Origin of the sequence: Paenibacillus nanensis (assembly GCF_003583765.1) — a bacterium.
In the GTDB taxonomy this organism is placed as follows: domain Bacteria; phylum Bacillota; class Bacilli; order Paenibacillales; family Paenibacillaceae; genus Pristimantibacillus; species Pristimantibacillus nanensis.
Genome location: NZ_QXQA01000011.1, coordinates 166,199 through 184,787, shown reverse-complemented (window position 1 = coordinate 184,787; position 18,589 = coordinate 166,199). Strand labels below are relative to the sequence as shown.

The 18,589-nt window shown below is 53.5% G+C and carries 13 protein-coding genes; 6 read left to right on the top strand and 7 right to left on the bottom strand.

Annotated elements, in window-relative coordinates:
- Positions 1-90: 90 nt before the first annotated feature.
- The 5 genes from D3P08_RS17540 to D3P08_RS17520 form a co-directional block, all read right to left on the bottom strand.
- Positions 91-1,395, bottom strand: coding sequence for an ABC transporter substrate-binding protein (locus D3P08_RS17540; protein ID WP_119601008.1), 1,305 nt, complete (start codon positions 1,393-1,395; stop codon positions 91-93).
- A gap of 182 nt (positions 1,396-1,577) precedes the next feature.
- Positions 1,578-3,353 carry a sensor histidine kinase gene (locus D3P08_RS17535; RefSeq protein ID WP_119601007.1) on the bottom strand — a complete coding sequence of 592 codons (1,776 nt, stop codon included), beginning with the start codon at positions 3,351-3,353 and terminating at the stop codon, positions 1,578-1,580.
- Positions 3,350-4,930 carry a response regulator transcription factor gene (locus D3P08_RS17530; RefSeq protein ID WP_119601006.1) on the bottom strand — a complete coding sequence of 527 codons (1,581 nt, stop codon included), beginning with the start codon at positions 4,928-4,930 and terminating at the stop codon, positions 3,350-3,352. Before D3P08_RS17530 ends, D3P08_RS17535 begins: the two co-directional genes overlap by 4 nt.
- Positions 4,931-5,063: 133 nt before the next feature.
- On the bottom strand, positions 5,064-5,891 hold the full coding sequence (gene speE, locus D3P08_RS17525; RefSeq protein WP_119601005.1) for a polyamine aminopropyltransferase: 828 nt from the start codon (positions 5,889-5,891) through the stop codon (positions 5,064-5,066).
- 92 nt (positions 5,892-5,983) lie between these two features.
- Positions 5,984-7,228 (bottom strand): sugar efflux transporter, encoded by a 1,245-nt coding sequence (locus tag D3P08_RS17520; RefSeq protein ID WP_119601004.1) that lies wholly within the window; start codon positions 7,226-7,228, stop codon positions 5,984-5,986.
- Positions 7,229-7,421: 193 nt separating this feature from the next.
- Between D3P08_RS17520 and D3P08_RS17515 the strand changes: the two genes are divergently transcribed.
- Positions 7,422-9,560: a transglycosylase domain-containing protein gene (locus D3P08_RS17515; protein WP_119601003.1), complete on the top strand. Its 2,139-nt coding sequence runs from the start codon at positions 7,422-7,424 to the stop codon at positions 9,558-9,560.
- Positions 9,561-9,691: 131 nt separating this feature from the next.
- Here D3P08_RS17515 and D3P08_RS17510 read toward each other — a convergent pair whose 3' ends face one another.
- Positions 9,692-10,093 carry a hypothetical protein gene (locus tag D3P08_RS17510; protein ID WP_119601002.1) on the bottom strand — a complete coding sequence of 134 codons (402 nt, stop codon included), beginning with the start codon at positions 10,091-10,093 and terminating at the stop codon, positions 9,692-9,694.
- A gap of 227 nt (positions 10,094-10,320) precedes the next feature.
- Here D3P08_RS17510 and D3P08_RS17505 point away from each other — a divergent pair, with 227 nt between their 5' ends.
- The 5 genes from D3P08_RS17505 to cyoD all read left to right on the top strand — a co-directional run bounded on the left by D3P08_RS17505 (position 10,321) and on the right by cyoD (position 15,021).
- Entirely contained in the window at positions 10,321-10,596 is a 276-nt protein-coding gene (locus tag D3P08_RS17505; protein WP_119601001.1) for a hypothetical protein, read from the top strand.
- Positions 10,597-11,038: 442 nt separating this feature from the next.
- Entirely contained in the window at positions 11,039-12,031 is a 993-nt protein-coding gene (gene cyoA / locus D3P08_RS17500; RefSeq protein ID WP_119601000.1) for a ubiquinol oxidase subunit II, read from the top strand.
- A 29-nt stretch (positions 12,032-12,060) separates the two neighbouring features.
- Entirely contained in the window at positions 12,061-14,049 is a 1,989-nt protein-coding gene (locus D3P08_RS17495) for a cbb3-type cytochrome c oxidase subunit I (RefSeq protein WP_119600999.1), read from the top strand.
- Positions 14,049-14,684 (top strand): cytochrome o ubiquinol oxidase subunit III, encoded by a 636-nt coding sequence (gene cyoC / locus D3P08_RS17490; protein WP_119600998.1) that lies wholly within the window; start codon positions 14,049-14,051, stop codon positions 14,682-14,684. Before D3P08_RS17495 ends, cyoC begins: the two co-directional genes overlap by 1 nt.
- A 1-nt stretch (position 14,685) precedes the next feature.
- A complete protein-coding gene (gene cyoD / locus D3P08_RS17485) occupies positions 14,686-15,021 on the top strand; it encodes a cytochrome o ubiquinol oxidase subunit IV (RefSeq protein ID WP_119600997.1) in 336 nt (111 codons plus the stop codon).
- 919 nt (positions 15,022-15,940) lie between these two features.
- Here cyoD and D3P08_RS17480 read toward each other — a convergent pair.
- On the bottom strand, positions 15,941-18,481 hold the full coding sequence (locus tag D3P08_RS17480) for a beta-mannosidase (protein ID WP_119600996.1): 2,541 nt from the start codon (positions 18,479-18,481) through the stop codon (positions 15,941-15,943).
- Between the last annotated feature and the right edge of the window lie 108 nt (positions 18,482-18,589).

The following is an 18,589-nucleotide window of genomic DNA, read 5'->3' as shown; positions in this document are numbered from 1 at the left end:
CGATTCCGAAAAAAACCTTGGAGCAGCCGCACTGCCGCTTATTTAGGGTCAGCAGGCGGTTGTCCAAGGTTCCTTCTTCGAAATGACGAATTATTTGATTTGCGAATCCGCTTGCTTCTGAGCGTCCGCCAGCACTTGGTCGATTGCCTTGCCGTTCAGATAATTCTGCATCTCGACGACGAGAATATCCTCGATTGCATACGTGTGCATGCCGTAGTTCACGTTCGGAATTTCAGCCGTCCACTTCGCGAAGTCCTGCACGATGACTTGGCCGCCGAAAAACTCGTTAGGCGCTTTGTACGCTTCGCCTTCCGATGCCGGCTTATAAGTGCCGATCGCGCCAATGTCGGTGACCAGCTTCTGGTACAGATCGACATTGGAGCCAAGCGTCGCGCCCAGGAATTCGGCCGCCGCTTCTTTGCCCGGCACATTGAGCACATACCACGAGCTGCCGCCAAGGCTGGAGGCATGAACGGAATCCGCGTTGTTCGTCAGCTTAGGCAGAGGAACGATTGCCCATTTGCCCGCCTGATCGGCTGCGGCAGTAATCGATGGCGTAAACCAGTTGCCCGTCGGCACCGAAGCCGCATCGCCGCTATTGTAGTTGGCTACGTATTGGCTCCAATCGGAGTGGATTTTGACAATGTTTGCGTCCATCATCTTTTTGTACGTTTCGAAAGCTTCCTTCAGCGCAGCGTTGTCCGCCAAGTCCGCTGTTTTGCCGTCTTCCTTCAAATACCAGGAGCCGGCCGATTGAATCATGACGCGGAGAATGCCCAGGTCGTTCGGGTCAAGGGATAACCAGTCCTTGCCTGTCTTCTCCTTCACCGCTTTGCCGATCTCGATGTATTGGTCCCATGTAATATCTTGCATATCGTCTACCGTATAGCCCGCTTGCTCCAGGTAATCCGTTCTCACATACAAGCCGGTTACGCCGGAGTCGAACGGCAGGCCGTAGCGCGTATCGCCTACGCTTGTCGGTCCAAGCTTGTATTCAGCGAAATCCTCCGCCTTGAAGCTGTCTGTCAGCGGATGGAACATATCCGGATATGCCTGCAGGAAGCTTTGCGCGCGATAATCTTCAATCAGCACGATGTTCGGCAAACCTTTCGTTGTGCCCGAGCTCAGGCCCGTATTCAGCTTTTGTACAATATCGTTTTGAGCGTTCTCAATGATTTCGATTTCCACATCCGGATGATCCGCCGCGTACGTCTCCTTCGCCAGGTTCATCGCCTTAATATTGAAGTTGGGATCCCAAGCCCAAATCGTGATTTTGCTTGCGTCCCCGCCGTCTCCGCCATTGCCGCCTTCGCCTGCCGAATTCGTGCCGCCGTTCGAGCTACAGGCGCCAAGCACTAACGCGCAGGCAAGAAGCAATCCGAGCATTTTCTTCATCGTCAAGACCTCCGTTTATCTATTTTTTGACTTGTAAGCGCTTCACGGCTTACATCTAAATTTTAGCATCGCGATCTCGGCGGGCGTTAGGACGATATTTGCAACCAATTGTCGGATTATTATAGGTTGACGAGTGCTAAGCTTAATCGGATTTGGACGATTTTTTGAAACTAAAACGATTTTTACCCTTTGATCAGCGGCAGACGGATTTTCACTCGGGTTCCTTCCCCCGGCTCGCTCGCTATCGTAACGCCGTATTGCTCTCCGTACAGCAGCTTGATCCGGTCATGCACGTTTTTCACGCCGATCCCGGCAAACAGCTGCCGCCTGCTCGTCTGCGGCAGAGGAAGTCCATCAACCCCGCCCATGTCGAAGCCGTCTCCGTTATCCGCAACCTCGCATACAAGCGAGTCTCCGTCCTTGGACGCCATGAAATAGATGTTGCCTTCGCTCTTCTGGTTGAAGCCGTGGAAAAAAGCGTTCTCGATAAAAGGCTGAATGATAAGCTTCGGCACATGATATCCCATACAATCCGGCGATACGAAATAGTTCATCTTGATCCGTTCCCCGTAGCGCACATGATTGATGAACACATAGTTTTTGAGGTTAATTAACTCTTGGCTGAGCGTAATCGTGGCGCTTACGTTGCCGATCGCGTTCTGCAGCAGGGAGATCAGCGCGTTGATCGTCTCCGCCGCCTTCTCTTTACTGCCTTGCTGAACCATAAACTTCACGGAAGCAAGCGTATTATACAGGAAGTGCGGATTGATCTGCTGCTGCAGCGCTTCAAGCTCCGCATTCCGCTGTCCCTTCTGCGTCTCCAGCAGCTCCCTGACATATACCTGGAGCTCGGCCAGCATGGAATTGAACGCCTGCGCCAGCTGCCTCGTCTCGTAGCTGCCGCCAACGGTTACCTCATGATCGAACTCATATTTGGAGATGGTCGAGATTTGTTTGACCAGCCGCGTCAACGATTTGGTCAGCCTGCGGGAAATAAGAAAAACGATAATGAGTGCTGCTGCCACAATGATCATAACCGTCAGGACGATCGCGTCGGTGTCCGTCAGCTGCCCGATCGCCGCCTCTTTGTCAATGACGTTGACGACGTACAAATCCAGCGACTGCAGGTAAGTCGACAGAATGACATGGCTTTTGTCCATCATTTCCGCGTCCATATAAGGGAGGCCCTTCTTTTCTATCTCCTTGGCATAGTTCAGCAGCTGCTCCGATGGCTGCCCGATCCACTCGGATCGGTTGGAGGATAGAATCATGCCGGTCCCGCTCATAACCGCGACATCATTGCCCAGACTGGTGAAGCTTTCATAGAATCGTTTAAATTCCTGCTCCCGAATCGGAAAATACATCGAACCGTACACCTTGCCGGTCGTCCGGTCCAGAAGCGCCTTGGAAGCGACAATGGTCGGCGCGACGTCAGGATTGCCGGAGACGTTCGCGTCATCATAAAGATAATGCAGCTTGCGGGGCTCGCTCAGCGTACGGTCGGTTATCGGATGACTCCGCAGCGCCTTGTCCGAGATCGGCCAGATCGTCCGGTCCGTCGCAAAGCTTCTGCCGTTCACTCCATTCACAATGATGCTCACATCGTACGCGTCTAGTCCGGAGTGGATCCGTTTGATCTGTTGGCTCATGTTGTAATAAGCCCTCATCTGGGAGAGCGAGTTGCCGTCCCCCTCCGTTAGAAAGCCTCGTATCGAGCCGCTTTGCAGCACATTGTTGGACGCGATGACAATCGCGTAGTTATACGCGTCCATGTTGCTTTTGATCTGTTCCACGACTTTGGAATTCGTAATGCTGAACGTCTCCAGAAACACGCGCTCCGAGGTGTTGATCGTCGTCCAAGTCGTAATAACCGCTACTGACGCGATACTGACGACCATAACAATGAACATTTTGACGAACAGACCGTTATATTTGAACCGATCGAAAAACCGTCTCATCGCGGGCCGTCACTTCTTTCATTCTGATGTAGTCTGCGGTAGCGGCTCGGCGAGAGGCCGGTATGCCGCTTGAAAACTTTGCAGAAGTAGCTGTGGTCCGCGTAACCAACCATACCGCTGATCTCCGAAATAGGCGCGTCGCCGCCTCTTAGCAGCTCCTCCGCCTTCTCCGTCCGCACCTTATGCAAGTAGTCGATAAACCCTTCTTCGTTGTGCGAGGAAAAATAGCTGGACAAATACGACGGGTTGAAATGAAAATGCTTGGCCATCTCCGTCAAGGTCAGCGGCTCCGCATAATGCTCATGGATATAGTCCAGCAGCCGCTTCATGTTGGCGCTGCTTCCGCCCGTCTGGCTCTCCTTCTCGGCAATGCAGGCCTCCGCCTCCGCGATAAACTCGTCCAGCCTTCGAATCGCTTCGCGGGCCGAATGGCTGTCTTCAATCGCTTTGAAATAGCCGTATTTGTTCTTCTCCAGCTCCTTTACGCCGTATCCCATATTGCCGAGAAGCACCGTGACGTTGAAAATGATATTACCCAGAAACGACTTAAATTCGAATACGTCCGCCGTGTAACAGGCGGCCATCTCTTCCACATGAGCGCGCAATCCGTCGAACGCGTCCCGAAAGCGCCCGCGCTTGAATTCCTCCGTGAAGCGGCTCAGCTGAAAGCTCTCCGGCGCGGGGCCGGATGCCGGCAGCGTCCCTGCCGCAAGCACCGGATGATCCGGGAGAAAGAAGCTATATTCGACCAGCTTTAGGAAGCTGCCGCGGAAGACCGGGTTTAGTTCGGACAAATCGTCGAATATCGCGCTTAGCAGCAGTTGAGACGCATGTCCGTCTTCCCTCAAACGCGGCGCCTCGCCCTGCGCCCTTACCTTCAGCAGCTCCAACACCGTTATTTCGGCGTTGATCAAAAAGGCCGCAGCGCGGGACTCTGTCCGCAGCTCGTGAAGCGCGGCTTCCCCTTCCGAGACCTCGCGCCGGAGCATGGCCTCAAGCCTGTCGCGAAGCTCGTCCGAGCCGGCGCCGGCCGCTGTTGCGCCGACGATCCGAAACGCCGGGTACGGGAAGATCGTTTTGGCTTCATCCGCATCGAAGGGCATATCGTAACCGGACAGCAGTCTCTCGAGCAGCCTATCGCCGGAAGGCTGAAGCTCATCCGCTGCGGCGTCTCCGTCCCGCTGCGAAGGAATCCGCTCGGCCGCCATTTTCAGCACGGTCAATAAATGCTGCGTATCCAGCTTCGGCTTCAAAATATAATCCGCTACGCCGCTTTGAAACGTCGACCGGACGTAATTGTATTCCCCGAAGCTGCTCAGCACGATCACTTCGATATCCGGGTACTGCGTCTTGATCCGCTTGGTCAGCTCTTCTCCGTCCATAACGGGCATCACGATATCGGTAAGCACAATATTCGGCTTCAGCTGTTCGATCATTTCAAGCGCTTCTAATCCGTTCGAGGCTTCTCCGACAATAAGAAAGCCTTCCTTCTCCCAGTTCATGAAATGCTTGATGCCCTGCCTGATTAGAATCTCATCGTCTACAATCAACACTTTGCAATAGTCTGCCGCTGCCATTCCTGCTCCCCCCATTACTTACGCAGACGCGATCTTAATTAGGCTTAGTATATACCGCAGAACCGCTAATAAAAAAGAGCCCGGTTTCGGCATACGGCCGGGAACGGGCTCTTCGAAGATGCGATAAACGCTGCTACTTCACTAAATCTTCTACGAATTTCGGAAGCACGAACGCAGCCTTGTGCAGGCGCGGCGTGTAATATTTCGTATCCAGCTCCGGAATGGACGATTCGTCCACTTGAAGCGGATCGTACTTCTTGCTGCCCATCGTGAACGTCCAAAGACCGGACGGGTACGTTGGGATGTTGGCGCCGTATACGCGCACGATCGGGAATACTTCCTTCACGTCGCGGTTCACGCTTTGGATCAGGTCGGCCTTGAACCAAGGGTTATCCGTCTGCGCGACGAAGATGCCGTCTTCCTTCAGCGATTCGTAGATCCCTTGGTAGAAGCCGCGAGTGAACAGGTTCGCCGCAGGGCCGACCGGCTCCGTCGAGTCTACCATAATGACGTCGTACGCGTTCTTATGATCGTGGATATGCATGAAGCCGTCGTTCACCAGCACCTCTACGCGAGGGTTGTCGAGCTCGCCTGCGATGGTCGGCAAATATTTTTTCGAATATTCGATGACCTTCCCGTCGATATCGACCAGAACGGCCTTTTTCACCTTCGGATGCTTCATCACCTCGCGGATGACGCCGCCGTCGCCGCCGCCTACTACGAGCACATGCTCCGGGTTCGGATGCGTGAACAGCACCGGATGCGCAACCATTTCATGATAGACGAATTCGTCCTTTACGGTTGTCATAACCATACCGTCGAGCACCAGCATCGTGCCGAACTCTTCCGTCTCGATCATATCCAGCTGTTGAAATTCCGTTTGTTCATGTACGTAGCTCTTTGTTATCTTCGCCGTAATGCCGAAGTTTTCGGTTTGTTTCTCGGTATACCACAATTCCATGTCGCTTAATCCCTTCTTTCGGTCGTCAATGGTTCAACCTGTATTATAGTATTTCATGGCAAAAAAGCAACCTTTTGAGCCGCAGCTTCTCATTAAGCGCTGGCGGAAGCCTGAACCTGCATCCGTTTCGAACGGCCCAGCGCAACGAGAAGCACGGCCGCGGCCAATGTAAATAGGGCGCAAGTAAGATATACATTACGGTAACCAAAGCTGTCCGCTATCACTCCGAACAGCATAAAGCCAATCATATTCCCCGCTTTATTCGAATTGGAGTAGAGATTCGTCGCGGTCCCCGGCATATCCGGCAAGAAGTCCTGGAAGTAGGTAATGGCGATGCCGTTCGTGATGGAGATGTACAGCGCGCTCAATATTTGAATGGAATAAATATGCCAAGGCGCTTCCGTGAAATACAGGGCGCCGAAATAAACGAATGCGATGAAAGCGCCCAGGCGGATCAGCTTATCGCTTTTCATCCGGGTTGCCATGTAGCCAAAGCCTAGCATAAACGGAATTTCGAATACGGGCGGAATGCTGAATATCAGCCCGACATTCTCCCCGCTCCCGCCAAGCTCCTTCGTCACGAATTGCGCCATATTCATCGAATTGAGCGTGTTGGCCGTCGCGATGCACGTAAACGCGATCAGATTTATAAGAATCGTAGGCTGGAGCATGATCTGCCTGAGCGGAAGGTCCGCTTGAGATGCCTTGCCGCCCTTCGCTTCCACCTTGCGGTGCAGGAACAGCAGCGTGATGACCGCAACGCACGCATTCGCTGTCGCGGCGACGACGTACAGGCCGACAAAACCCAAATAAAGCAGCACATAAGAGGCGATCGCCGGCCCTACCGTCCACGCCAAAGCAAAAATAGTGCGGAGAATGTTCATATAGAAAGGCAGCTGCTTTGGCGGCATATCCGATTTGGTCAGCATTTCCCTGCCAATGGCGAACACCTGCGCAAAGGTTGAGGAAGAGATGCCGAGAAAAACCGATGAAAACGCAAGAAGCACAAAATAATCGCGGGAGAACGCAAAGCCGAGATAACCGATAACCCCCGCAGCGGCGCACAGGACCAAAATGATTTTGCGGTCCGGAATCCGGTCCGACAGCTTGGCGATGATGGTGCTGATTACGATGCCGCTTAAGGAAGAGACCAGCATAAAGATGCCGAAGGTCGTGTTGCTCATTCCAACCTCGTCGATGCCGAACATCGAGTTGAATGGCAGAACAAACGACATGGACACGCCAAAGAAAATATTGACGAGCAATATAATCGGAAAGCCCTGTATGCCCATCGCCGTCTTCACGTTATGTTTTGTTGAAGCGATAAAGGTACCCACTCTCTCCACCCCAATTTTGTTTTTCTAACCATCCTCGCACAAACCCTACTTCTTGGCAAGAAAAATTATCCATTTTTTCACGGAATGACCGCTGCTCTTGTTCTCATGTACCACTCGTGCATGAATAGCTCGTACCGTATTTTTCCATACTAAAAAGTAAGCAGGCAACTACTGACGGAAGGGGGTCAGCAGCATGAACAAGTCTTCGAAGCCGTCCGCAGGTCGGCAGAGCAAGCTGCGGCGCCGCTTGGCTTTTCCTATACTCATTGAACGGTTTCTCCCCCATTTGCTCAAAATGCGGAAGTGGGCGCTTCGCGCCGGACTAGCAGGGCTTGCGGTCTTCGCCGTTATGATCGGCCTCTACTTCTATTTGCGCGCACAGACGCTCCCGGTATCGACGATCAGTCAGACCTCGCAAATGCTGGATATCCATGGCAACGTCATCGACACATTCCACGCGGGAGAGAACCGCCGGTCGGTTGCGCTGGAGGATATCTCTCATTATGTCATCGAGGCTACTCTGGCGATTGAAGACCGAAGGTTCTACGACCATGCGGGCTTTGACCTTAGAGGCATGGCGCGCGCAGTCGTCGTCAACGTGCAGAGCATGTCCGCCAGGCAAGGGGCCAGCACGCTCACGCAGCAGCTGGCGCGTAATTTGTACTTGTCCCATGAGCGGACGTGGCAGCGTAAGCTGAAGGAAGCGATTTATACCGCTCAGCTGGAGATGAAATACAGTAAAGATGAAATTCTCGGCATGTATTTGAATCAAATTTATTACGGGCATGGCTCCTACGGGATCGAAGCGGCCGCCATGATGTATTTCGATAAGCACGCGTCCGAGCTGTCGCTCGCCGAAAGCGCGATGCTGGCCGGCATTCCGAAAGGGCCCAAATACTATTCGCCCTATATGAATATGAAGAACGCCAAGGACCGCCAGTACGTCATCCTGGAAGCGATGAAGGAAGGCGGCTTGATTACGGAGGAGCAAGCCGATGCGGCCTATGCCGAGGTGCTGACGTTTCAGCCGCTCGGCTCGGGGCAGCAGGAAGGCTTCGCGCCTTACTTCCGCGATTATATCCGCTACTTGGCCGTAGAGAAATACGGCATCGACGAATCGCTGCTCAACGAAGGCGGCATTACAATCTATACGACGCTGGATCAGGAAGCGCAGGCGGCTGCCGAAGAGTCAATCAAGAAGGTTATGCCGGCAAGCTCCGAGCAGCAAGCGGCGCTGGTCGCGATCGATCCGCGCAACGGCTATATTAAAGCCATGGTCGGCGGACGGGATTACAAGACGAACCAATACAACCGCGTCTTCGCGTCGACTCGCCAGCCGGGTTCGGCGTTCAAACCGTTCCTGTACTTGACGGCGCTTCAGAGCGGCTTTATGACGCCGGTTACCCGGTTCAAAAGCGAGCCGACGGTATTCAGCTACGACGAGGGACGCAAGACGTACGAGCCGCATAATTACGGCGATAAATATATCGGCGATTACATTGACATGCGGACGGCCATCAGCAGCTCGGACAATATTTACGCCGTGAACACGATTATGACGGTCGGCGCGGACAAGGTGATCGAGACCGCCCGCAAGCTGGGCGTGAACAGCCCGATGAGTCCCGTGCCGTCGCTTGCTCTCGGCACGTTCCCGGTCAGCCCGTTCGAGATGGCATCCGCTTACGGCGCGTTCGCCAACGCAGGCGTGCGCGTGGAGCCGGTCGCCATACTGCGGATCGAAGACCGCAAAGGCAATGTATTATATGAAGCTAAGCCGCAAGAGAAGCAGGTCATAACGCCGGCGGAAGCCTATGTGATGACGAGCCTGCTGGAGAGCGTCTTCGACGAGGGCGGCACGGCGCATCGGGTGTCGGCGGCGATCAAGCGTCCCGTCGCGGGCAAAACCGGCACGACGGCGACCGACGCTTGGCTCGTCGGCTATACGCCGGAGCTGGCCGCCGCGGTCTGGGTCGGCTACGACAAGGACCGCATGCTGACCGTTGCGGAGGCGCGGCGCGCGGCGCCGATCTTCGCCGGCTTTATCGAAGGCGCGTTGTCGGCTGTGCCGCCGAAATTTTTCCCGATGCCGGAGGAAGGCGTCGTGAACGTCTTTATCGACCCGAATTCCGGCAAGCTTGCGGCCGCGACCTGCGAGAGCCGGCGGCTCGAAACCTTCCTCACCGGCACGGAGCCGACCGAGGTGTGCGGAACTTCGCTCGATTCCGGCACCGGCGGCGAAGCAGGCACTGACGCGGGCGGCAACGGCGCCGGCGGGAAGTCCGGCAGATCCCGCTCGTGGTGGGAGGATTTGAAGCGCTGGTGGACGGATTAACCCGAAGTCCCGAACGACAGACGGAAAGGCTTGCCTGATGGCGGGCCTTTCCTTATTTATGTAAGACATGATTTCGCAATCAAAAAGGCCAACGAGCCTTGCTCGTTGACCAAGGTACTGCTAGTCCGCCGTTAAACGAGGTTGTCCGTTTCTACAAAATCGTCATGACGGAAAAAGGTTGTCGCAACCGTTCTGCCGCCGTCGCCGACGACTACGGTCGCCTCGATCTTTTCTCCCTCTTCATCGATATCGTTAGCGATCGTAACGCGAACGGTATCCCGGATTTGGTAATGAACGCCAAGCTGCGCACGAACTAGCGTGGATTGGTTAGGCTGCAGCGTTACCTGCTGCGTCAATGTCGTCACGATAGCTGCGGTAGCCGGAAACACCGCTTGTGGCGATCTTGTTAGAAAGACCGTCACCGTTTTGGGCTTGGCGGTTGGATTTACAAGCGTAATCAGCATGTTGTCCGGCGTTAGGCCGGTGTCGATGAGAGGCGGAATGACAAATGGCCCTGTAGTCAGTTTGCTCATAGCGTCACCTCCTTCTTTTTGACCTACCATCACTATATTCAGCGCGTCATGTAACGTTTGGACAAACTATAAGGAGCAATTTCATCATTTTTTAAACTTTGCCGATAAAAATTTGTCCATTTTATGTTCAAAAAGTGAATTTTCTTTGAACAATCGACATAATATGTGGTATAGTAAGAAATAAGAAAGCACTTACAATATTATTTCTCTCATGAGGAGTGTCCGATATGACTACAAAAACGGCTACAATCAGCCAGCTTGGCCCATCCAAATCCGATGTGAGACGTTTAGTGAACGTCATGACGATCATCGCATGGGGCGTACTCGCGATCGGCGTTTTGCTTTGCCTCATTAATCTAAGCCACTTCAGCGATAAGAATATCGGCCTCATGGTCGGCATCGGATTCTTGATCGGCAGCGTCCATATTTATGTGATCGGCACAGCAATCGGCCTGGTTCATGCCAGAATGAGCGGCAACAAATCCAATAATCAACAATCCTAATTGCTTTTTATAGAAGAAAGGCGGATTTCCAATCCTTCGCGATTGGGATTCCGCCTTTTTTCATGCCCTTAACCATTATTTCGCCATTGACCATAATCGCCGAAGACGTCACAATGCTAAGTGCTAATAAAACAAATCTGTCACCGCTACAGCCGCGGCAGTTCATTCGAACGACTGCTATTTCCCAATTATTTTCCGCATTTCATCCTGCCTCCAATGCCTAAGAAATCGTTTCCAATTCTGCCATATGTCTAAGTCGTGAATAAATTATGGCGGAAAAAAGTCAAATTGTTTACGTAATTGTTAACCATGCAGAAATAGCGTTTCAATTCTGCTATTGTTGACGTAAGCTACGTTAAGCGAATTTTTTCACAAAGTACTTAATGAGGTTTAAGAGGTTCAAAACCATGATGCAATTCGAACATGTAAGGAGTGTACCGTGATGAGAAGTAAATTTCGAATGCTTGCAACAGGGCTGTTTCTTGCGATGGTCTTCCTGATCTCCGGCTGCAGCAGCGAGCAGTACATCGTGCTTGACCCCAAAGGACCGATCGGGGAATCGCAGAAGGATTTGATCCTGATCTCCACCCTTCTTTGCGCGGTCATTATCGTTCCCGTCCTCATCCTGACGGCGATCATCGTCTGGCGCTACCGGGATCGTCCAGGACGCAAAGCGGCTTACAAGCCGGAATGGGAGCATAACACGAAGCTTGAGGTGACCTGGTGGAGCATTCCGATCGTCATCATCATCATCCTCGGTGCTGTTACCGTCTACTATACGTACAAGCTTGAGCCGTCTAAAGCGATCGCTTCGGATAAAGAGCCGATTACGATTCAAGTCACTTCGATGGATTGGAAATGGCTGTTCAAATATCCGGGCGAAGATATCGCGACCGTTAACTACGTGAAGTTCCCGGAAGACACGCCGATTCGCTTCCAGCTCACCTCCGATACGGCGATGAATTCCTTCTGGATTCCGCAGCTCGGCGGCCAGCTCTACTCGATGTCCGGCATGGCCATGACCTTGTATCTGCAAGCGGATGAACAAGGCAGCTATTATGGCTCGGGCGCGAACTTTAACGGCGAAGACTTTGCCCAAATGACATTTACCGCGGATGCCGTTTCCCAAGAGGAGTACGACGCTTGGGTAGAAGAGGTGAAAGCAGACGCGCCAGCCTTGACGATGGACGGCTACAAAGAACTGCAAAAGCCGGGACGCTCCGATGTGCAGCTGTTCTCCAGCTTCCCTGAAGGCCTCTTCGAGCAAATCGTCACGCAATATGTAGAAGAAGGCAGCAGCGGCGCTCATTCGCATCATGGCGGCGGCGCAGAGGCAAGCACAGACGAAGAAGCAGCAAGCGACGAGCATGCTTCCCACGGCGCTGAAGAAACCGAAGCGGCAAACGCTTCTCACGAAGGACATGCGGGTCATTAATGCACCGTTAACGAAAGGAGCTTTAACTCATGTGGCATAAAATCAAAGACTTTTCATCCGAGTTTTTCGTTACGGGCGACCCGCTTATTCTTGGCGCTCAAGTCTCGATTGCGATTACGCTCGTAGCGATTGTATTCACCCTGACTTATTTCAAAAAATGGCGCTGGCTTTGGACCGAATGGCTCACCACCGTCGATCACAAAAGAATTGGCATCATGTACATTATCGCATCGATCCTGATGCTGTTCCGCGGCGGCGTCGACGCCCTGCTCATGCGCGTGCAGCTTGCCGCGCCTCAGCTGGAGTTCCTCCACGCCGATCACTATAACGCGATCTTTACGACGCACGGCGTCATCATGATCTTGTTTATGGCGATGCCGCTGATGTTCGGTCTGTTCAATATCGTTGTGCCGCTTCAGATCGGCGCGCGCGACGTCGCCTTCCCGTTCCTGAACTCCCTCAGCTTCTGGATGTTCTTCTTCGGGGCGATGCTGTTCAACGTATCGTTTATTATCGGCGGCTCGCCGGATGCCGGCTGGCTCGCTTATCCGCCATTGTCGGAGCTGTCCGGAAGTCCCGGCGTCGGCCAAGATTTCTATATTTGGGGTATTCAAATATCCGGTATCGGCTCGCTTGCGACAGGCATTAACTTTGTCGTAACGATTCTGAAGATGCGCGCGCCTGGCATGAAGCTGATGCAAATGCCGATGTTCAGCTGGTCCGTGCTGTCGTCTTGCGTCACGATCATGTTCGCTTTTCCTATTTTGACCGTAACGCTGTTCCTGTTATTCTTAGACCGCTACCTCGGCGCACATTTCTTTACGCTTGACGGCGGCGGCAACCCGATGATGTACATCAACCTTATCTGGATGTGGGGTCACCCTGAGGTATATATCGTTATTTTGCCGGCTTTCGGCATCTTCTCCGAGATTGTTGCAACGTTCTCGAAGAAAAAGCTGTTCGGCTACAAATCGATGGTATTCGCGCTTATGTCCATCAGCTTCTTCTCGTTCTTTACATGGGCGCATCACTTCTTTACGATGGGCTCGGGCGCGAACGTCAACGCGTTCTTTGCGATCACGACAATGCTAATCGCCATACCGACCGGTGTAAAAGTATTCAACTGGCTGTTTACAATGTATCGAGGTAAGCTTTCGTTCCCTACCCCGATGCTGTGGACGATCGCGTTCATCCCTTGCTTCGTTGTCGGGGGGATGACCGGGGTGCTGCTGTCGGTGGCGCCTGCGGACTTCCAGTTCCATAACAGCTACTTCCTGATCGCGCATTTCCACCAGGTGCTGATCGGCGGCGTTGTTTTCGGTTATTTCGCGGGCCTATACTACTGGTGGCCAAAAATGTTCGGCTTCAGGCTTCACGAAGGTCTCGGCAAATGGGCATTCTGGTTCTGGAACATCGGCTTCTATGTCTGCTTCATGCCGCAATATGCGCTTGGTCTCATGGGCATGACACGCCGCTTCAACGAATACGACTTCGACATGGGCTGGCAGCCGCTTAACGTCGTTTCGACGGTCGGGGCCTTCCTGATGGGTCTCGCGTTTATTTTCCAAGTATGGCAGATCGCGCACAGCATTAAGTTCTTGAAAAAAGAAACCTCCGGCGACGCTTGGGACGGCCGCACGCTGGAATGGTCGATTCCATCGCCTGCGCCGATGTACAACTTTGCGCGCACGCCGGTTGTCACCAGCCAAGACGATTGGTGGGAGAAGAAGCAGCGCCGCCTAAGAGGCGAAGCGGAGCTTCCGGAGGTTGCCGCGGCGGAGAAAGCGCCGCTCGAACCGATCCACATGCCGCGCAATTCGGGCATCCCGTTCATCATGTCCACCTGCTGGTTCGTAGCCGGGTTCGGCTTCGTCTGGGACTGGAAATGGATGATCGTGCTTGGACTGGCGGGAGTCATTATTAGTATGCTGGCAAGATCGTTTAGCTATAATACGGATTACTATATCCCTGTAGATGAAATTGAGCGGACGGAAGCCGCTGCAAGGGGGGCTCACTAATGGCACACGCTATCGATCCGCATGCCGGGGCGCACGGGCACCCCGCGCATGATCATCATCACGGCCATGACCATCATGACCAAGAAGAGATGAAGACGTTCGGCTTCTGGCTCTTCCTGATTACCGACGTTATTTTGTTCGGCACATTGTTTGCGACCTTCGTCGTGCTGCGCCTCAATACGGCAGGCGGCCCGACAGGAGGCGAATTGATCGAGCTTCCAGGCATTATCGCTTCGACGTTTATCCTGCTGACCAGCAGCTTCACCAGCGGCATCGCGCTGCTGGAGATGAACCGGGGCAACAAAAAAGGCCTGATCGTATGGCTGATCATCACCGCTTTGCTTGGCGCGTCCTTTATCTATCTCGAGGTGACGGAGTTTATCCACCTCGTTCATGAGGGCGCAACAATCGGCACCAGCGCGTACTGGTCCGCGTTCTTTACGCTCGTCGGCACGCACGGTCTGCACGTCTCGGTCGGTCTCGTCTGGATGACCGCTCTTATTATCCAGCTCAGCCGCCGCGGCATTACGCCGGTGACGAAGCGCAAAGTCAACATTATCAGCTTGTACTGGCATTTTCTTGACGTCGTATGGATCTTCGTCTTCACGATTGTCTACTTGATGGGGGTGATGTAGAATGGCGAACCATAACGCTCACTCCGGCCATGGAGGACACGAAGGCGGTCACGGCTCTTTGAAGTCGTACGTCATCGGCTTTATCCTTTCCATCGTGCTGACCATCATCCCGCTGGTCGCAGTAATGAACGACATGTTCAGCAAGCAAGTCACCACGGTGCTCATTCTCGTGATGGCGATTCTGCAATTCGCCGTTCAGCTGCTGTTCTTCATGCATATCCGGGATGAGAAGAAGCCGCGCTTCAACCTGATCGCGTTGATCTTCGGTCTCGTCATTATGCTGACGATCGTAGCCGGCTCGATCTGGATCATGACCTACAACGCGGTAGCAAGCTAAACCGATTTTTTAAAAAAAGGAAGCCGAACGGAGCTTTGGTCCGGGCGGCTTCCTTTTTTATTCTGCCGGGATCGGCGGGCTGGAGGGCTGTTGGAGGCAGCCCCGTGGTGGGCTAGTGGAGGATGACCGTTGCCGAGCAGGCGTCTGATGGAGACTGAGCGTCCATCGGCCAGACAACTGACAACTGATGGAGACTACGCGCCTGTAGACCAAACGCCTGATGGAGTCTGCTCGCCTACCGAATGATCACCAACTGGGATGATGCTCGCCCAATTTGTCCACTGGAGACCCCCTCTCTCTATCACGCGCCTATGGAGCACGCCCTTCTGACCAGCGGCCTGATGGAGACTCCCCATATGAAAATAGCGCCAAAAGTGCACCTATTTCTATCGAAAGTGTACCAACCATCCGAAATAGCGCCATAAGTACACCTATTAATTCAAAAGAAGCCTGAGTGCGGGTATTGGCTAAAAAATAGGTGTACTTATGTCCTTATTCTCAACCGCGACCATACTATCCTAAGTAATAGGTGCACTTTTGTCCTTATTCCTCAGGATGCGTCCACCGCAGCTCAAAGAGCATCGGCGCTGTTGTTGTTGTTAGACTGATTGCTGCATATGTGACGAGTGATCTTCGGGACAAGGTGAACCTGTCTCCGCTTGATTACCGCACGTATAATGAGTATCTGTCTCCGTACACCTTGAAGCTATCCGCCTGATTCCCCCACGTGTAATGAGTGACCGGACTCCGAACGCGTTGAACCTATCCGCTTGATCACCGCACGAGTAACCGGGGACGCGGTAATCCCCACACGCTCAACCTCCGCACATGCAATGAGTAACTCATGCGGAACAGAGGTTGGCATAAAAAAACCCTGCTCCAACGGCTTTGCCGCTCCGAAGCAGGGATCTAGCACTGGTTATTGCAGGAAGTCAATCATCGAACGGGCCTCTACCTTGCCTGCCGGCGCAGGCTGGCCGCTTGCCATGCCCTCCGCTCTTCGGCGGAATTCCACCGTCTTCACTTCGCCCGGCACGAGATCGAAGAAGTTATCCGAGAAGATGCCCACTTGCTCCGAGGTTAACCATACCTGCTTCGCAAGACGGTCGGCTGTAACGGTAAAGCGAGTCCCCCCGCTTCCTTCCACCTCCGCAACGGTAACGCTGCTGGCGCCCAGCTGAAGCTCCTTCGCTTTTACGAAATAGAAAAATTTGCTGTCCAGCAGTTCACCGTTCTGAATCAGCTCCGACACGAGCACGACGGAAGTCGCGTCGCGCCCTTCCAGCCATTCCTGTTCGTTAAGCGCAAGAACAACGGTGGAGCTGTTTCCTTCACAGCTGATGTCAACAGACTGCTCCTTCAGCATGACGCCTTCAAAATCATACAATCTAGCTCGCACCGTTCCTTGCAGCGACTCCAGTGCGTCCGTTACCGCGAATATTTGCACGACTCCTTCATCGCTTCTCTCGATCGAAATCATCGTGTCGCGGAAGCTATTGCGCGTGTAATACTGCAGCGCCTTCCACTTGCCATAGTAGTCCATACCGGCCCACGAAGCGACCGGCCAGCAATCGTTCATTTGCCAATAGAGAGAGCCCATGCAATACGGCATCTTGCGGCGGTGAGCCTCAATCGCCGTTTTCATCGCTTCGGCCTGCAGCACTTGGCTCATATAGAGGAAGGAAGGGAAATCCTTCGGCTGGCTCATATAAATGTCCATATATTCTTTGATCAGACGATTGCCGTTGCCGTTCTTCTGATGCGCAAGCATCACCTTCGACTCCAGCGCCATATCCTCTTCCTCGGCGAACGTGCGAACCGTCGAATATTCAGGGAACGATTGGAAGCCGTATTCGCTCATGAAGCGGCCGATCTTCACATTATAGTTCTCGAACGGCTCAACGGCATGCCATACGCCCCAATAATGAATGTCCCCTTCCGTCGTGAGCGGGTGGGAATGCTGGTTCACGTCGCCGGTCAAGCTGACAAGCGGCGAGGATGGCCAGTAATCGGCACCAGGCGCATACGCGTCGACCGCATCGGCAAGGATGTGATGGAAAATCTTTTGGTAATCGGCCCATAGCTTCTCCCGAAGCTCGGGACTGTATTGCTGCTTCCAGCCCCAGCCCATGTCTTCGCTGTAATGCGACCAGGCGGTATCGATCTCGTTATTGCCGCACCAGAGCACGATGGACGGGTGATTGCGCAGACGCTTGACGTTCTCCTCCGCTTCGAGCTGGACGCTGCGCAGGAACGCTTCATCGCCCGGGTACATACTGCATGCGAACATGAAGTCCTGCCACACCATGATGCCGTTCTCATCGCAGAGCTCATAGAAAATCGGCTGCTCATAAATGCCGCCGCCCCATACGCGAAGCATGTTCATGTTAGACTCGACCGCGGCGAATATTTCATGCCGGTATCTCTCGTCCGTCACTTCCGTAATAAAGCTGTCGTTCGGAATATGGTTCGCGCCTTTGGCGAAGACCGGGACACCATTCAGCTCAAAATAAAACGAAGCGCCCTTCTCATCCTTCTCCCGCACCAGCCTGACCGAACGGAGACCCGTACGAACCGATTTGGAGGATACGGCTCCGCCGTCACGGATAAGCTCAGCCGTAAACGTGTAAAGATGAGCCTCTCCTAAGCCCCTCGACCACCACAGCTTCGGCTCGGCAATCTTCGCGTCGATTTGAATGGTATTGAGGCCGGGAATCAAACTGACCGCTTGCTCCCAAAATAGCTCTCCTGTTTGCAGCCGAATAACGCCTTCGAAGACGGCTTCGGCCTCAATCTCCACGATGGCGGACAATTGCGCTTCCTCAGCCGTCACCTTCTCTTGCTTGATGAACAGATCGGTCACGCGCGCGCCGGACCAGCCTTCGAGCCTTACTTCCCGCCAAATGCCGCTGGTCACAAACCGGGGACCCCAGTCCCAGCCGTAATGATAAGGCGCTTTGCGCGCAAAGATGCTGACCTTTTTATCTCCAAGACCGCCGACATCGGATTGATCATTCGACGCCGGCAAGCTGTAACCGAGCTTCTCCAGCTTCGGCAGATCCTCCTGAATCGGCGAGCGGAACCGGATTTTTAACGTGTTATCCTTCGCCTTGACCAGCGGCTTAATGTCCGCTCGCCATGAACGGAACATATTGTCGGCGGAAAGGACATGGGTATCGTTCACATAAACGTCCGCGTAAGTGTCCAAGCCGTCGAACACCAGCTCAAGCTTCGATGCGGACAGCTGCTGCTCCTCCACATCAAACGCTGCCTGATACTCCCAATCCATCTTATCGATCCATTGCAAGTCATGCTCGTTCGTTCCGTAGAACGGGTCGGCGATTATACCGTTTCGAAGCAGATCCGTATGTACGCAGCCCGGCACAACAGCCGGCAGCCATTCCTTCTCTTCGCAGGCTTTGAACTTCCAATCGTTTAATACTTGTCTCCACTCTCCCATATCGGCCTCCCGTTATACGATTCTATTTTATATAGAGATTGTCTACAGAATACCATTGGGAGGCCTTACATTACCATAGTCATCGTCAATTCTGATTATAATCAACTA

Coding starts and splice junctions, on each gene's coding strand:
- D3P08_RS17480 (WP_119600996.1), bottom strand. CDS start 18,481: ATGGGAGAGTGGAGACAAGTATTAAACGATTGGAAGTTCAAAGCCTGC.
- D3P08_RS17510 (WP_119601002.1), bottom strand. CDS start 10,093: ATGAGCAAACTGACTACAGGGCCATTTGTCATTCCGCCTCTCATCGAC.
- speE (WP_119601005.1), bottom strand. CDS start 5,891: ATGGAATTGTGGTATACCGAGAAACAAACCGAAAACTTCGGCATTACG.
- D3P08_RS17535 (WP_119601007.1), bottom strand. CDS start 3,353: ATGAGACGGTTTTTCGATCGGTTCAAATATAACGGTCTGTTCGTCAAA.
- cyoC (WP_119600998.1), top strand. CDS start 14,049: ATGGCACACGCTATCGATCCGCATGCCGGGGCGCACGGGCACCCCGCG.
- cyoA (WP_119601000.1), top strand. CDS start 11,039: ATGAGAAGTAAATTTCGAATGCTTGCAACAGGGCTGTTTCTTGCGATG.
- D3P08_RS17515 (WP_119601003.1), top strand. CDS start 7,422: ATGAACAAGTCTTCGAAGCCGTCCGCAGGTCGGCAGAGCAAGCTGCGG.
- cyoD (WP_119600997.1), top strand. CDS start 14,686: ATGGCGAACCATAACGCTCACTCCGGCCATGGAGGACACGAAGGCGGT.
- D3P08_RS17505 (WP_119601001.1), top strand. CDS start 10,321: ATGACTACAAAAACGGCTACAATCAGCCAGCTTGGCCCATCCAAATCC.
- D3P08_RS17495 (WP_119600999.1), top strand. CDS start 12,061: ATGTGGCATAAAATCAAAGACTTTTCATCCGAGTTTTTCGTTACGGGC.
- D3P08_RS17530 (WP_119601006.1), bottom strand. CDS start 4,930: ATGGCAGCGGCAGACTATTGCAAAGTGTTGATTGTAGACGATGAGATT.
- D3P08_RS17540 (WP_119601008.1), bottom strand. CDS start 1,395: ATGAAGAAAATGCTCGGATTGCTTCTTGCCTGCGCGTTAGTGCTTGGC.